This is a genomic window from Dolosicoccus paucivorans (genome assembly GCF_900100125.1).
Taxonomy (GTDB): domain Bacteria; phylum Bacillota; class Bacilli; order Lactobacillales; family Aerococcaceae; genus Dolosicoccus; species Dolosicoccus paucivorans.
In genome coordinates this window covers 1-14,495 of record NZ_FNEL01000045.1, presented here as the reverse complement: position 1 = coordinate 14,495, position 14,495 = coordinate 1, and the positions used below count along the sequence as shown (strand labels likewise).

Here is a 14,495-nt window from a genome sequence, read left to right as displayed (position 1 = left end):
CAGTTGCCAACTCTTTGATTGAATTGATTTAAAGAAAATACCTCTTATAAAAAGGGGCAAAAAAGGGGCACACTTTTGCAATTAGTTGCAAATTTCTGCAAAAGTCCGTGCCAAATATTCGCTTGAAATATTGATTTTGCAACGTGTTGCAACTAACTGCACACAAGGGCGAATAGGTGTGTTATAATTCTTTTAATGCTAGATTCATTTAGATCGCTGGCATAAATGTTAATGTGACACAATAGTATGGGAGGCTTTTACAATGACGCAATATTTTGATCATGAAGTGTTCGAGGCAATTGCCAAAGAAGAAAAGAGGCAACTCGAAGGAGTGGAATTGATTGCTTCAGAAAACTTTGTTTCGGATGAAGTACTGAAAGCACAAGGAAGCGTATTAACTAATAAGTATGCCGAAGGCTATCCAGGTCGCCGTTATTACGGTGGATGTGAGTATGTTGATGTTATTGAACAACTTGCGATTGATCGCGCAAAAGAGTTGTTTCAAGCAGAATATGCTAACGTTCAACCCCACTCTGGTTCTAGCGCGAACTTAGCTGTTTACCGTGCTTTTTTAGAAGTCGGTGACAAAGTATTAGGAATGGACTTATCTCAAGGTGGACACTTAACCCACGGATCCCCTGTTAACTTTAGTGGCCAATCCTATGAAATGTATGCTTATGGAGTTGATCCTGAAACAGAAGAGATCGACTATGATAAGTTAGAAGAACTCGCTTTAGAACATAAGCCAAAAATGATCATTGCTGGAGCAAGCGCTTATTCGCCAGCTATTGACTTCAAGCGCATTGGTGAAATCGCCAAAAAAGTCGACGCCATTTATTTTGTAGACATGGCTCATATCGCCGGACTCGTTGCCACAGGATTACATCAAAACCCTGTTCTTTATGCAGACGTGGTAACAACAACCACTCACAAAACTCTTCGCGGTCCTCGCGGTGGACTTATCTTAGCTAAAAAAGAATATGCACGTAAATTAAACAGTGCCATTTTCCCAGGTATTCAAGGTGGTCCATTAGAGCACGTTATCGCAGCTAAAGCAGTCGCTTTAAAAGAAGCATTACAGCCTGAATTCAAAGAATATATGCAGCAAGTTTTAACTAATATGCAAGCGATGGTAGAAGAGTTCAAAGACAGTCCATTGCGCGTTGTCTCAGGCAAAAGTGATAACCACTTAGCTAATATTGACTTAACTGAGATTGATCAATCCGGTAAATGGGCTCAAGAACGTTTAGAAGAAGTCAACATTACCGTCAATAAAAACGCGATTCCATTTGATAAACGTTCATTTGTTGAAACGAGTGGAATTCGTATTGGTACGGCTGCCATTACAACTCGCGGCATTAAAGAAGAAGGTGCCCGTCAAATTGCCCGTCTAATGATCGAAACATTAACCAATGAAGAAGCTGATTTGAAAGCTATTAAACAACAAATTAAAGAATTAGTAAAAGATTTACCTTTACACCAAAAATAAAAGGAGAGAACAAATGAGTAAAGTAGTAGTTGTCGACCATCCCTTAATTCAACATAAATTAACTATGATTCGCGATAAAAACACAAGTACTAAACAATTCCGCGAATTAACCAACGAAATTGGAATGTTAATGGTATATGATATTACTCGCGACTTACCTTTAAAAGACGTCGAAGTAGAAACGCCATTAGTTAAAACTACCCAAAAACAATTAGCAGGTAAAAAAATGGCCGTCATTCCTATTTTACGTGCTGGGTTAGGAATGGTCGACGGTATTATCGATCTTGTTCCAGCAGCACGTATTGGGCATGTGGGACTATACCGCGATGAAGAAACCCTTGAAGCGGTTGAGTACTTTGCTAAGTTTCCACAAGATATTCAAGAGCGCCGTCTATTTGTTGTTGACCCGATGTTAGCAACTGGTGGCTCAGCGATCGCTGCTTTAGATGCTTTAGTTAAAAAACGTGACGTTAACCCAGAAAACATTACATTCGTTTGTTTAGTGGCTGCTCCTGAAGGAGTCGAAGCTTTACAAGAAGCTTATCCAGATGTTGATATTTATACAGCAGCTTTAGATGAGAAATTAAATGAATCAGGATACATTGTTCCAGGTTTAGGTGACGCGGGCGACCGTATTTTCGGAACTAAATAATAAAGTGTTGAGCAACTTGTCTAAAGGCAAGTTGCTTTCTTTTTACAGATAGAAAGGAAGTTATCAATGTCTGATCATACCTCTTTTAGTGGGTTTTACAAAAAAACATTGCAAGAAAGACATGACATTTTAAAAGAACTAGGAGCAGTGGAAATCTTTCCAAAACCGTTAACGGATGAAGTGGCTAATCAAATGGTGGAAAACTACATCACTCCCTATACTTTACCTCTTGGGGTGGGAGTCAACTTTATTATTAATAATAAAGAATATGTCGTCCCGATGGTGACGGAAGAGCCTTCTGTTATTGCAGCAGCAAGTAATGGCGCTAAACGATTAGGAAATATTCAAGCAAAAGTATTAACCCGAGAAATCATCGGTCAAATTGTGTTAACTCAAGTAAATGATCCTCAAACGTTAGCTCAAAAAATTGCTGAAGATAAAGAAAAGTATTTAATGATTGCTCAAACTTATTGTCAAAGTATGGTCAAACGAGGTGGAGGTCCGCGTGATTTATGGGTCGAAACTCATATTGGAGAACTCGATCATTATGTAACGGTTTATTTATCAATGGATACGAAAGATGCCATGGGAGCTAACGCAATTAATACCGTACTAGAAGGATTAGGAGACCATTTACAAGAGACGTTTCATGTTGATCCATTACTTTGTATTTTATCTAATGCTGGGGATAGAAATTTAGTTAAGGCATGGGTTGAAGTACCTTTTAGTCAGTTGCATCCTAATTTAGAACGTGCGGAACGGATGGCGCTTCGAATTGCGAAAGCAAGCGAGTACGCAAGTATCGATCCTTTAAGAGCGGTGACTCATAATAAAGGGGTGATGAACGGAGTAGATGCGGTCGTCGTTGCGACAGGGAATGATTGGCGAGCTGTTGAGGCAAGTGTTCATCATTACATTAGTCGTAAAGGTCATTATCAAAGTTTAACTCAGTGGACCATCGATCAAGAGCAAAAGATCCTTTATGGTCAAATTGAATTGCCCCTTCCGATCGCAACGGTTGGAGGAACTCTTTCCGTTCACCCGACGGCTCAATGGGCTTTAGAACTTTTAAATAATCCAAACGCTAAAGAATTAATGGAGATTGTTGCCTCAGTCGGGCTAGCTCAAAACTTTGCTGCGCTTCGTGCTCTTGTGACTCATGGTATTCAAAAAGGCCATATGGCCCTTCAAGCACGAAGTTTAGCTATGCAAGTAGGAGCGACCGTAGAAGAAGTCCCCCAAGTAGTGAGAGCATTACGTAAACAACCGCAAATGAACCGTGAAGTTGCACGAAATATTTTACTCAAATTAAGAAATAATGAATGTAAACATTAGATCGTTGGTCTTTACTTAAGATAAATTTAAAATTAATATGCTACAATAAAAGCGGTAAATAAAGACGATGGAGGAAACTATATGAAACAACTTGTTGGAATTGACAAAATCGGAGTCTATGTTCCCGAACGTTACATTGAAATGAAGGATTTAGCGATCGCAAGAGACATTGACCCTGACAAATTTCGACTAGGACTTGGCCAAGATCAAATGGCTTTTCCGACAATCGAACAAGATATTGTAGCAATGGGGGCGAATGCAGCGTTCCAAATTATTGATGATGAAGATAGACAATTAATTGATCAAGTAATTTTTGCTACCGAATCAAGCTTTGATTTTTCAAAAGCAGCTGCTACTTATATTCACGAGTTACTTGATATTCAGCCCTTTGCTAAGTCTTATGAGATGAAACAAGCTTGCTATTCAGGAACAGCGGGTCTACAAGCGGCTTGTGACTACGTAAGACTGCGTCCGGAACGAAAAGTATTAGTGATTACATCCGATATTGCCCGTTACGGATTAAATACACCTGCCGAAGCGACTCAAGGAGCCGGAGCCATTGCTCTTCTTGTTTCAGCTAATCCACGGATTTTAGCCATTCATGAAGAAAGTGTTGCTTATACTACAAACGATTATGATTTTTGGCGACCAAGTTATTCTGATGTGGCTTTAGTTGATGGAAAGTATTCAGCTTGGCTTTACCAAGACGTATTTAAAACAGTGATGGATGAATTTGAAAGTCGCTATTCTGACCGCTTCAATGCGCTTAAAGCGTTAGCACTTCATTTACCTTTTACGAGAATGGGTGAAAAAGCGCTCAAATATTATCAAGAAAACAGTGGAAAAGAAGTAGTCAATGAGTGGTTAGACCACTACTCTAGTAGCACTCAGTTAAGCCGTCGTGTCGGAAATATTTACACAGGCTCACTTTACTTAGGGTTAGCTTCGTTACTACAATACGATGAGACCCTTGCTCCAAAGGATGACATAGGTTTATTTAGTTACGGTTCAGGTGCTGTGGCTGAAATATTAACCGGGACGCTACAATCGGACTATAAAAAAATGATTGATGCAATCGGTATTGATCAACGCATGGACCAGCGTCGTCCTTATACAGTGGCAGAATATGAAGCGGCTTTTAATCAAACTCTTTCACAAGAAGATGGAATTCATAAGATTGAGAATGAAAATACAACTCAAGAAGGCTTTGTTTTAGATAAAATAGATGAACATCGTCGTTATCATCGTCATCATTCTTCTTAACTTTAAGATGCTCTTTGAGCATCTTTTTTGTTTATTTATGCTTTGTTATAGTCATAATGCATAGTTCAAAAATAATTTTTATAAAAAACTTCACTTTTTCACGTTTGAGAAAATCCTTTAAAAGTGCTAACATGTATAGTGTGTTTGCTCACAATATACATGTTAAGCATATTGTAAATTTGAGCATGGAAAGAAGGTTAAAAAATGCACAGCGAACAATACCTACACTTTTTAGGCCTAACGGTTAACGTTGCAGCACTATATTCCCTAATCGCAACAGTGATTATTGTTACAGCTCTTTGTATTTGGTGTACACGCAATATTTCAGTTGATAATCCAAGTAAACCTCAATTGTTTATGGAGTGGTTAATTGACTTTGTGCGTGGTGTAGTCGGGGGAACCATTCATAATAAACACGCGGAAGGTTATCAAGTATTAGGTTTGACTCTAATGCTTTTTATTTTTATCTCTAATATTATCGGGTTACCTTTTCTAGTTGAATTTGGAGAGGTGAAGTATTGGATGAGTCCAACTGCAGATCCGGTCATTACCTTTGCTTTAGCAATGACGGTTATTTTACTTTCTCACTTTAACGGAATTGAACGTAAAGGGTTTAAACGTTATATTGTAGAAACTTATTTCCACCCGGTAGGACTATTTTTACCGATTAACTTAGTCGAAGAGTTAACTAACACCTTAACGTTAGCTTTACGTCTATACGGAAACATTTTCGCCGGAGAAGTGTTACTAGGACTTATCGCCTCAGCGGGAATGGCTTTAGCACCAGTCTCATGGCTTTTTGGAATTCCACTACAAATTATTTGGCAAGGCTTTTCTATGTTTATCGGAGGAATTCAAGCCTATATTTTTGTTACTTTAACAATGGTTTATTTATCAAACAAAGTTGACTAACTTTAAATAAAAGGAGAATGTATCAATGGAAGCAATTTCAGCAGCAATCGCTGTATCAATCGCTGCAGTCGCAGCATCAATCGGTAACGGGATGGTTATTTCAAAAACGATTGAATCAATCGCACGTCAACCAGAATTAGAAGACAGACTTCGTACAACAATGTTCCTTGGGGTTGGATTAATCGAAGCGGTCCCAATTATGGCGGTCGTTATTGCATTTATTCTCGTCTTTAGATAATACAACCCAAAGGAGTGAAACAATTGTTAAATATGGCATGGTTAGTATCTGATAATACTGCATTAGGCCATACAGTCATCACACTCATTGCTTTTATTATTTTAGTTGTGATTGTGCATCGATTTGCATGGCAACCTTTAATGAATATATTAGAAAAACGTAAAAAGAAAATTACGGATGACTTGAATGATGCAGCTCGTCGCAAAGAAGAAAGTGAAACAGCTAACGAGAGAGCTCAAGATATTTTAAGTAATGCACGAATTGAAGCAAATAAAGTGATTCAAGAGTCTCGTGAAAAAGCACTAGAGCTTCAAGACTCTATTGTTCACGAAGCACGTGTCACTGCGTTAGATATTCGAAAAAGTGCAGAAAAAGATATTGAACGCGAACGTCAACAAATGTTACGCGAAATGAATGAACAAATCACCAATATTTCCGTCGATATTGCTAAGCGTATTATTGAACGCGAAGTCTCCGCAGAAGACCATCAGCGTTATATCGATGAATTTATTGAAGGATTGGATGAGTTATAATGGAGAACCAAGAAGTATTAACAAATAATACAAGCTCTGATGTATCAGAGGAGTTGGAAGAACTTTTAAATCAAGAAGGCATTCAGCATCCTTTAATTATTACGAGCGCGATTTCTTTGAAAGAGCATCAAATTGAACGGATCATTAGTCTATTCCAAGATAAGACAGGAGAGATTGTCGACCAAGTCGATTTAAAAGTTGATCCGACTCTTTTGACTGGTGTGCGTATTCAAAGCAAATCATTTTATTATGAACGCTCAGGTAAACGAACGCTAGAAGAGCTTCATAATTATTTAAATCAACAGTTGATGGAGGGACAATAGATGGCAAATATTAATCTAGAAAACCTTCTCAGACATGAAATTAAGCAATTTAAATCAAGTCATAAAATTGAAGAAATCGGAACGGTAACCTTCGTAGGGGATGGTATTGCACGAGTCGTCGGACTGGATGAAGCCATGGTTAGTGAAATGGTTCAATTTCCTAACGGCACTTACGGTATGGTTCAAAACTTAGAAAAAGATAACGTCGGAATTATCATCTTTGGTGATTACTCCAATATCCATGAAGGAGACGTCGTCAAACCTTTAGGAACAGTTATGCAAGTTCCCGTCGGCCCGTCTCTTTTAGGACGCGTCGTTGATGCGCTGGGGCGTCCTATTGATGGTAAAGGTGAAATCTTTACTTCTAAACGTCGTCCCGTAGAAGCAGCCGCACCAGGCATTATGGACCGTCAAAGTGTTGACCAACCCTTACAAACAGGACAAAAAGCGATTGACGCTTTAGTTCCTATTGGACGTGGGCAACGTGAATTGATCATTGGAGACCGCAAAACCGGTAAAACAACGATCGCAATCGATACCATCTTAAATCAAAAAGAAGAAGATGTTATTTGTATTTACGTAGCTATTGGTCAAAAAGAATCAACGGTAAAAAATATCGTCTCAACGCTAGAACGCTATGGAGCCATGGAGTATACAATCGTTGTTAGCGCCAGTGCTTCTCAACCAGCAGCTTTACTTTACTTAGCACCTTATGCCGCCACCGCAATGGCTGAAGAGTTCATGTATGAAGGTAAACATGTTTTAATTATTTATGATGATTTATCTAAACAAGCTGCAGCTTACCGTGAGATGAGTCTATTACTTAGAAGACCACCAGGACGCGAAGCTTATCCAGGAGACGTATTCTACTTACACTCACGCTTACTCGAACGATCAGCTCAGTTGAATGATAAATTAGGTGGAGGATCGATTACCTCTCTACCGATCGTTGAAACGCAAGCAGGAGATATTTCAGCTTACATCCCAACTAACGTTATTGGGATTACTGACGGACAAATTTTCTTAGAAGCAGATATGTTCTTTGCAGGGATTCGTCCGGCAATTAACGCGGGATTATCCGTTTCTCGTGTTGGTGGATCGGCTCAAATTAAAGCGATGAAAGATGTTTCAGGAACCCTTCGTATTGACTTGGCAAGTTACCGTGAATTGGAAGCTTTCAGTCAATTTGGATCGGACTTAGACGAAGCCACTCAACAAAAACTTAATCGCGGACGCCGTACGGTAGAAGTATTAAAACAACGTCTACACCGTCCAATTTCAGTGGACAAACAAGTCGTCTTACTTTACGCGTTATCTCATGGATTTTTAGATGATATTCCTGTAGAAGCTATTTCAGAATATGAAAGAGAACTTTACTTATTCGTTGAAAATCAATACCAAGATAGTATTTTAAATGTCATTCGTCATAATAAAAAGTTACCAGAACCGATCATTTTAAATGACATGTTAGACGCATTTAATACACAATTTGAAGCCATTGCTCAACGATATCGTACAAATGATGAGTAATAGAAAGAAAGAAGGGTTATCATGTCTTTAAACAATTTAAAAAAACGGATAACATCTACTCAAAAAACAGCTCAAATTACACGTGCGATGCAAATGGTAGCAGCGGCTAAATATAACCGCATTTCAAAAGATGCGAGAAGTTATGCAGTCTATGCGAAAAAGTTACGAGAACTCGTTTCCGATGTGGTTGAAGCCCACATTGAAGATTTAATTACAACCGAAGATCAATCAACGGAGTCAGGGTTAATCGACTTTAGAGATTTGTTAGAACAACGTCCAGTTAAGAAGACAGGCTTTTTAGTTATTACATCGAGTCAAGGATTAGCCGGAAGTTATAATAACTCAGTCATTAATCAAATGGACCAAATTTTTAAACAATATAATAAAGATGAAGTCGTTGTCTTAGCAATGGGGACTCCGATTGTTGAGTATTGTCAAGAAGAAGGTTATGAAGTCGCTTATGAAATGCATACGGTTTCTGACCGACCAGACTTTATTGAAGTTCAAAGTATTGTTCGTAAAGCGACTGAATTGTTTCATGATCGAGTATTTGATGCATTATATGTGTGTTACAACCGACATATTAATGCGATTCACCATGAGTTTAGAAATGAGCAAATCTTACCGATTATGGATTTGCATGACGAAAGACAAGAGCCTGTAGAAGAAGGTCCTTTATTAGACTTTATTATCGAACCTTCAGCAGATGGCTTACTGGACGTTTTACTTCCTCAATATGCGGAAAGTCAAATCTACGGAGCCATTATTCACGCTAAAGCAGCTGAGCATGGAACACGAATGACTACGATGCAGTCAGCGACTGAAAATGCTCAAGAAATGATTGACGAACTGCAACAGTCTTATAACCAACAGCGTCAATTACGTGTAACCAATGAAATTATTGAAATTGTTAGTGGTGCAAATGCACAAAATGAAACAAAAGGGGGTAATTAACGGATGGAAAAAGGTCAAGTATCACAAATTATTGGCCCCGTTGTGGATGTTTCATTTCCTGAAGATTCAAAGTTACCAGATATTAACCATGCTTTGATAATTCAAGAAGACTCAAAGCGTAAAACAGAAGAAGTCTTTTTAGAAGTTGTCTTAGACTTGGGAAATAATACAGTTAGAACCATTGCGATGCAATCAACAGATGGATTGAGTCGTGGAATGGAAGTTATCCAAACGGGCGCACCTATTAGTGTTCCGGTTGGAGAAGAAACCTTAGGACGTGTTTTTAACGTTTTAGGTCAACCAATTGATGAAAAGGGCGAAGTGGACCCATCAGTTGAGCGTCATAGTATTCACCGTAAAGCACCAACCTATGAAGATTTAAGTAATAGTTTTGAAATTCTTGAAACTGGTATTAAGGTGATTGACTTACTTGCGCCTTATATTAAAGGTGGAAAGATTGGTCTTTTTGGTGGTGCTGGGGTCGGTAAAACCGTTTTAATTCAAGAGTTAATTCATAACATTGCCGAGCAAGCAGGAGGTATATCTGTTTTTGCTGGGGTAGGAGAGCGTACCCGTGAAGGGAACGACTTAGTTTTTGAAATGCGTGAATCGGGAGTAGACCGTAAGACTGCTATGGTCTTTGGTCAAATGAACGAACCGCCTGGAGCGAGAATGCGTGTTGCCTTAACAGGTTTAACTATGGCAGAGTACTTTAGAGATGTGATGAAACAAGACGTATTACTCTTTATTGATAACATCTTTAGATTTACTCAAGCTGGGTCAGAAGTATCTGCGCTTCTTGGTCGTATGCCTTCTGCTGTAGGATATCAACCTACATTAGCGAGTGAAATGGGTGCGATGCAAGAACGTATTACATCGACTAAAGACGGATCGATTACATCGATTCAAGCGGTTTATGTTCCAGCTGACGACTACACAGACCCTGCGCCTGCAACAACCTTTGCTCACTTAGACGCGACAACGAACTTAGAGCGTCGTTTAACAGAACAAGGTATTTACCCAGCGGTAGATCCTTTAGAGTCAACCTCAAGTGCGTTATCTGAAGAGATTGTTGGTCAAAGACATTATGACATCGCTCACCGCGTTCAAAGTACACTCCAACGTTACCGTGAACTGCAAGATATTATCGCAATCTTAGGATTAGATGAACTATCCGATGAGGAAAAATTAGTTGTTAGTCGCGCGCGTCGTCTACAATTTTTCCTATCACAAAACTTCCACGTAGCAGAGGCGTTTACAGGTATCCCTGGTTCCTTTGTTACGATTGAAGAAACATTAGACGGCTTTGAAGGTATTTTAGAAGGTAAATATGATGAATTACCAGAAGAAGCTTTTAGAAACGTCGGAAATATTGGCCAAGCAATTGAAAAGGCTCGCAACATTGGGATTAATTTACCGGACGAGTTATCATAAATGAAAGGAGAAGATCATTAATGGAACAAAAGAAATCAAAGTACATTCATGTTCAAGTTTTTTCTCCTCAAGGGTTGATTTATGATGATTTCGCCTATAGTTGCCATGTAGAGTCGGTAATTGGTGGAATGACCCTTTTACCTAACCATGCGCCCATTTTAATTGCGTTAGCGATTGATGCGGTTAAAGTAACTCGTAAGGATCACCGCGATCAAGATAAAGTTGACTTTATCGCTGTGAACGGTGGCGTTTTGGAAATGCGTCATAACCGAATTGAAATTGTCAGCAACTCAGCTATTAATGCAAAAGATATTGATGAAGCTAAAGTTGCGGTTGAAAAACAACGTGCTCAAGAACAGTTAGAAGACGCCAAAGCTACCAACGATAAGGTCGCCTTTAAACGTGCGCAAATATCGCTAGAACGAGCTATCAATATGCTCAACGTGTCTAATAAACGTTAATGTTTTTTATATAAAAAATCGCCTTGGATTTTATTTTCCAAGGCGATTTATTATTTTCTAAACTTAAATAAGGATTTGAAATTACTTTCTTTCACAACAAATTGGTCGCGGCTTAAGTAGCGATACATCGCTCTTAAACAATCCTTTCCTTTGCTAACAATAAACTCTAAACGGTGTTCATCACTGGTTTCAATAAAGAATCCACGAACGTAACGTCCTTTAAAGAGAAGTTGAACATGAACTTTTTGAATGGTATGCCAAGGAATTTGAATAAATCCTTGACCATTTTTACTTAAAAATTCGACTCCGTGATCTCCTATAATTAATAAACCTGGTTTTGGGTTAAGTGGTTGATAGGTTGAGTTAGCTCGGGTGACAAAGTCTACTGTATCATTTAATGATCCGTTCATTGAATTAGGCCATAATACCTAGAGAGTACATTAAAATACCTAGAACGAAAATACCTAAAATAATGGTAATGGCGCTGACATTTTTACGAAGTAACCAAATGCTTAAGAAAGTCAGTAGTAAAGGCATAAGACCTGGTAATAGTTGATTTAAGACGTCTTGTAATGTTTGAACGTTAACGTCTGTTAAGCTCATACCATTTTGAATTTGCATCGTAATATCTCGTAATGTGTCTGCAGTTAATGCATTATTATTTGCTTCTTCAGCTAGTTGCGAAAAGTTTACCATATCGGCTGAATCCACTTTAACAGAAGATAGAACGGCCGGGAAGTTCATAGATGTCCAACGTGGAACAAGAACCCCCATAATAAACATCCCTAAAATAGAAGCAACAGTAGTAATCTTTTGTAAAATACCGCCACTTAAGTCTTTAGTAATTTCAGTTCCGGATCGGTAACCTAACTCTTGAGTGTACCAAGTAAAGCCGAAACGAATCATGTTCCAAGCTAGGAAGAAAATAATAGGACCTAAGCCAGAACCTGATAAAGCTAAAGAAGCTGCAAAAGCTCCTAATACGGGACGTAATGTTCCCCAGAAGATTGGATCCCCAACTCCGGCTAGAGGTCCCATCATTCCGATTTTAACCCCTTGAATGGTTTGGTCAGGAATATCTGCACCGTTAGCTTTTTGTTCTTCTAAAGCTAAAACAACTCCGTTAATTGGACCATATAAGTAAGGGTGAGTGTTAACGAACTCTAAGTGACGTTGCATAGCTTGAGATTGTTCTTCTTTTGTTTTGTATAGTTTACGAACAACGGGTGCCATTTGATAAGCAAACCCAACGTTATGCATTCTTTCATAGTTCCAGTTTGCTTGAATAAATGTACGACGCCACGCTACCGCTAGACGATCTTTTTTAGTTAATTCAATTGTTTTTTCCGGTTGAACTGTTTGATTAGTCATGATAGAGGGCTCCTTTCTTAATAGTCTTCTAAAATGTCAGTTAATGCTGATTCAACGGATCCTCCGCCACCAGCAGAAGCAAATTCACTATTTAAGCGAGGGTCTAATTGAATGTAAATTAAGGCTAAAGAAGCACCAATAATACCCATCGCTACAAGGTTTAATTCTGTTAAAGCAGATAAACCAAAACCGATAAAGAAGAATGGCCAAGTTAATTTAGAAGCCATCATGTTGATAACCATCGCATAACCGACGGCTACAACCATTCCACCACCTACAGCTAAACCACCTGTAATCCAAGCAGGAATAGCTGCTAGAGCATTAACCACCACATGGGTAGGAATTGCTAATACTAATCCCGCCGGAATAGCAACACGTAAACCTTGTAACATTAACCCAGCTAAGTTAGCTAATTCCACTCCGCGAATATTTCCGCTTTCAGCTTGACGGTCAGCATAATGACCTAAACCGACAGCCAATGTACGTACAAAGATGGTTAATACTTGTCCTGCAATAGCTAATGGAATCGCAATCGCAATTGCCTCAGAAGTTCCCGCTCCTTTAGCTAAAGTTAAAATACCTGCAATGACTCCCGCGATCGCAATATCTGGCGCTTGAGCAGCTCCAACGTTCATCCATCCTAAGGCAATTAATTGAAGACTTCCTCCAATAAATAAACCTGTTGCTAAGTCACCTGTAATAAGTCCGATTAATGTACATGTAATGATTGGTTGGTGTAGTTGGAATTCGTCTAACACACTTTCAAACCCAGCAAATAATGCGACAATTAAAATGAATAGTGCTTGAATCATATTAATATCCATTGATAATACCTCCTTATTAAATTAATTTTTCTTTTTTAAGTAAGCGGTCTAAATTCTCGTCTGAATCCCCTGGAACACGGCGTACATCAAAAGTAACCCCGCGACGTTCAATTTCTTTTAAAACTTTAACGTCTTCTTCATCAACCGAAATCGCTCGAGAAATCATTTTCTTACCTTCAGAGTGAGCCATAGAACCTAAGTTAACTTTATCAAATTCTACTCCCGCGTCCATGGCTTGTAGCAGTTCTTGAGGTGATTCAAATAGAACCAATGCCTTTGTTCCACCAAATCTTGGATCTTTATCAATTTCCGCTAGTTTACTAATCGGAATAGTACTTGCTGGAATACCAGAAGGTGAGGCTTGTTTAATTAAAGACTTACGCATAGTGTCGTTTGATACTTTATCTGAGACAACAATAATGCGTGAAGGTTGTACCGCTTTAACCCAGCCTGTAGCAACTTGACCGTGAAGTAAACGCGTATCAATTCGCACAAGAGCATAATCGATTTTACCGTCTCCAATAACCGTTCCTTCAGGAATACTTGACACAGCTTTTTGTGGTTCTGCATCAGCTACTGGAGCGACTGCTTTAGGTTCTAGAGATTCGGGAAGAACCTTAATGCCATCGCGTCCTGATGGGACAACTTGACCTGCAAGTTCTTGAGCCGATTCAATCCCCATGCGTCCGCCTAATACTTCTAATAGTAAAGGTAAGTTTAAACCTGATAAAATAGCGGTTGTTTCAGGATTTTCTTCATGAATTGCGCTTGCTTGGTTAAAAGGTGAGCCACCCCATAAGTCCACTAGAAATAAAATTTCGCTGTCTTTTCCTAAATTATTCATTGCTTCATGTAAGTGACGCTTCAAGTCTTCAGGGCCTTCATTTGGCATGAAGGTTACAACTTCTAAACGATCTTGATCGCCAAAAATCATGGAAGCAGATTGAGCAATCCCTTGGGCAAATTCCCCGTGAGTTGCTAAAATAATTCCAACCATTTAAATTCCTCCTTTGTAAAGTGCTGAAAACGTTTTCTTTAGAATTCCAAAAGAAATTATAGCACAGTTTAAAAGATTTTTGTATACATTTTTTAAAAAAACTTAAAATATAGGTCTAGAGTAGTCAAACATATGTGACACATACTTAAAGTTCTAGTACAAAATAAATAGAATTGAAT

At 38.7% G+C, this 14,495-nt stretch carries 16 protein-coding genes; 12 read left to right on the top strand and 4 right to left on the bottom strand.

All coding sequences use genetic code 11. The annotated features are described in order from the left end of the window. The first annotated feature begins 262 nt into the window (after positions 1–262). The 12 genes from glyA (at position 263) to atpC (ending at position 11,124) form a co-directional block, all read left to right on the top strand. Positions 263–1,489, top strand: a complete 1,227-nt coding sequence (glyA, locus tag BLR79_RS06835) for a serine hydroxymethyltransferase (protein WP_092086221.1) — start codon at positions 263–265, stop codon at positions 1,487–1,489. A 13-nt stretch (positions 1,490–1,502) separates the two neighbouring features. Then, positions 1,503–2,141 carry a uracil phosphoribosyltransferase gene (gene upp / locus BLR79_RS06830; RefSeq protein WP_092086218.1) on the top strand — a complete coding sequence of 213 codons (639 nt, stop codon included), beginning with the start codon at positions 1,503–1,505 and terminating at the stop codon, positions 2,139–2,141. Between the two features lie 66 nt (positions 2,142–2,207). Next, positions 2,208–3,476 (top strand): hydroxymethylglutaryl-CoA reductase, degradative, encoded by a 1,269-nt coding sequence (locus tag BLR79_RS06825; protein WP_092086215.1) that lies wholly within the window; start codon positions 2,208–2,210, stop codon positions 3,474–3,476. An 81-nt stretch (positions 3,477–3,557) separates the two neighbouring features. Next, a complete protein-coding gene (locus BLR79_RS06820) occupies positions 3,558–4,739 on the top strand; it encodes a hydroxymethylglutaryl-CoA synthase (protein ID WP_092086212.1) in 1,182 nt (393 codons plus the stop codon). A 204-nt stretch (positions 4,740–4,943) separates the two neighbouring features. Then, positions 4,944–5,651 (top strand): F0F1 ATP synthase subunit A, encoded by a 708-nt coding sequence (atpB, locus tag BLR79_RS06815; RefSeq protein WP_092086210.1) that lies wholly within the window; start codon positions 4,944–4,946, stop codon positions 5,649–5,651. Between the two features lie 25 nt (positions 5,652–5,676). Continuing rightward, on the top strand, positions 5,677–5,889 hold the full coding sequence (gene atpE, locus BLR79_RS06810) for a F0F1 ATP synthase subunit C (protein WP_092086207.1): 213 nt from the start codon (positions 5,677–5,679) through the stop codon (positions 5,887–5,889). A 32-nt stretch (positions 5,890–5,921) separates the two neighbouring features. Next, entirely contained in the window at positions 5,922–6,422 is a 501-nt protein-coding gene (gene atpF, locus BLR79_RS06805; protein WP_159427622.1) for a F0F1 ATP synthase subunit B, read from the top strand. Further along, positions 6,422–6,745, top strand: a complete 324-nt coding sequence (locus BLR79_RS06800; RefSeq protein WP_092086201.1) for a F0F1 ATP synthase subunit delta — start codon at positions 6,422–6,424, stop codon at positions 6,743–6,745. The genes atpF and BLR79_RS06800 overlap by 1 nt, the downstream gene beginning before the upstream one ends. Continuing rightward, a complete protein-coding gene (gene atpA / locus BLR79_RS06795; RefSeq protein ID WP_092086198.1) occupies positions 6,746–8,275 on the top strand; it encodes a F0F1 ATP synthase subunit alpha in 1,530 nt (509 codons plus the stop codon). It begins immediately after the preceding gene. Positions 8,276–8,296: 21 nt separating this feature from the next. Then, positions 8,297–9,229 carry an ATP synthase F1 subunit gamma gene (atpG, locus tag BLR79_RS06790; RefSeq protein WP_092086195.1) on the top strand — a complete coding sequence of 311 codons (933 nt, stop codon included), beginning with the start codon at positions 8,297–8,299 and terminating at the stop codon, positions 9,227–9,229. Between the two features lie 3 nt (positions 9,230–9,232). Beyond that, on the top strand, positions 9,233–10,663 hold the full coding sequence (atpD, locus tag BLR79_RS06785) for a F0F1 ATP synthase subunit beta (protein ID WP_092086192.1): 1,431 nt from the start codon (positions 9,233–9,235) through the stop codon (positions 10,661–10,663). A 20-nt stretch (positions 10,664–10,683) separates the two neighbouring features. Beyond that, positions 10,684–11,124, top strand: a complete 441-nt coding sequence (atpC, locus tag BLR79_RS06780) for an ATP synthase F1 subunit epsilon (protein WP_092086189.1) — start codon at positions 10,684–10,686, stop codon at positions 11,122–11,124. A gap of 50 nt (positions 11,125–11,174) precedes the next feature. Here atpC and BLR79_RS06775 read toward each other — a convergent pair whose 3' ends face one another. From BLR79_RS06775 to BLR79_RS06760, 4 genes are read right to left on the bottom strand one after another with little or no spacing between them, the layout of a single operon-like run. Continuing rightward, on the bottom strand, positions 11,175–11,534 hold the full coding sequence (locus tag BLR79_RS06775) for a DUF956 family protein (protein WP_092086186.1): 360 nt from the start codon (positions 11,532–11,534) through the stop codon (positions 11,175–11,177). A gap of 4 nt (positions 11,535–11,538) precedes the next feature. Continuing rightward, complete coding sequence (locus tag BLR79_RS06770; protein WP_092086183.1) at positions 11,539–12,495, bottom strand: PTS system mannose/fructose/sorbose family transporter subunit IID; 957 nt, start codon at positions 12,493–12,495, stop codon at positions 11,539–11,541. A gap of 17 nt (positions 12,496–12,512) precedes the next feature. Beyond that, positions 12,513–13,319, bottom strand: coding sequence for a PTS mannose/fructose/sorbose transporter subunit IIC (locus tag BLR79_RS06765; protein ID WP_092086180.1), 807 nt, complete (start codon positions 13,317–13,319; stop codon positions 12,513–12,515). Between the two features lie 16 nt (positions 13,320–13,335). Continuing rightward, complete coding sequence (locus BLR79_RS06760; protein WP_092086177.1) at positions 13,336–14,316, bottom strand: mannose/fructose/sorbose PTS transporter subunit IIA; 981 nt, start codon at positions 14,314–14,316, stop codon at positions 13,336–13,338. Positions 14,317–14,495: the final 179 nt, after the last annotated feature.

Excerpts from the sequence above, each read along its gene's own strand:
- glyA (WP_092086221.1), top strand. The coding sequence starts at position 263 with ATGACGCAATATTTTGATCATGAAGTGTTCGAGGCAATTGCCAAAGAA.
- upp (WP_092086218.1), top strand. The coding sequence starts at position 1,503 with ATGAGTAAAGTAGTAGTTGTCGACCATCCCTTAATTCAACATAAATTA.
- BLR79_RS06825 (WP_092086215.1), top strand. The coding sequence starts at position 2,208 with ATGTCTGATCATACCTCTTTTAGTGGGTTTTACAAAAAAACATTGCAA.
- BLR79_RS06820 (WP_092086212.1), top strand. The coding sequence starts at position 3,558 with ATGAAACAACTTGTTGGAATTGACAAAATCGGAGTCTATGTTCCCGAA.
- atpB (WP_092086210.1), top strand. The coding sequence starts at position 4,944 with ATGCACAGCGAACAATACCTACACTTTTTAGGCCTAACGGTTAACGTT.
- atpE (WP_092086207.1), top strand. The coding sequence starts at position 5,677 with ATGGAAGCAATTTCAGCAGCAATCGCTGTATCAATCGCTGCAGTCGCA.
- atpF (WP_159427622.1), top strand. The coding sequence starts at position 5,922 with ATGGCATGGTTAGTATCTGATAATACTGCATTAGGCCATACAGTCATC.
- BLR79_RS06800 (WP_092086201.1), top strand. The coding sequence starts at position 6,422 with ATGGAGAACCAAGAAGTATTAACAAATAATACAAGCTCTGATGTATCA.
- atpA (WP_092086198.1), top strand. The coding sequence starts at position 6,746 with ATGGCAAATATTAATCTAGAAAACCTTCTCAGACATGAAATTAAGCAA.
- atpG (WP_092086195.1), top strand. The coding sequence starts at position 8,297 with ATGTCTTTAAACAATTTAAAAAAACGGATAACATCTACTCAAAAAACA.
- atpD (WP_092086192.1), top strand. The coding sequence starts at position 9,233 with ATGGAAAAAGGTCAAGTATCACAAATTATTGGCCCCGTTGTGGATGTT.
- atpC (WP_092086189.1), top strand. The coding sequence starts at position 10,684 with ATGGAACAAAAGAAATCAAAGTACATTCATGTTCAAGTTTTTTCTCCT.
- BLR79_RS06775 (WP_092086186.1), bottom strand. The coding sequence starts at position 11,534 with ATGAACGGATCATTAAATGATACAGTAGACTTTGTCACCCGAGCTAAC.
- BLR79_RS06770 (WP_092086183.1), bottom strand. The coding sequence starts at position 12,495 with ATGACTAATCAAACAGTTCAACCGGAAAAAACAATTGAATTAACTAAA.
- BLR79_RS06765 (WP_092086180.1), bottom strand. The coding sequence starts at position 13,319 with ATGGATATTAATATGATTCAAGCACTATTCATTTTAATTGTCGCATTA.
- BLR79_RS06760 (WP_092086177.1), bottom strand. The coding sequence starts at position 14,316 with ATGGTTGGAATTATTTTAGCAACTCACGGGGAATTTGCCCAAGGGATT.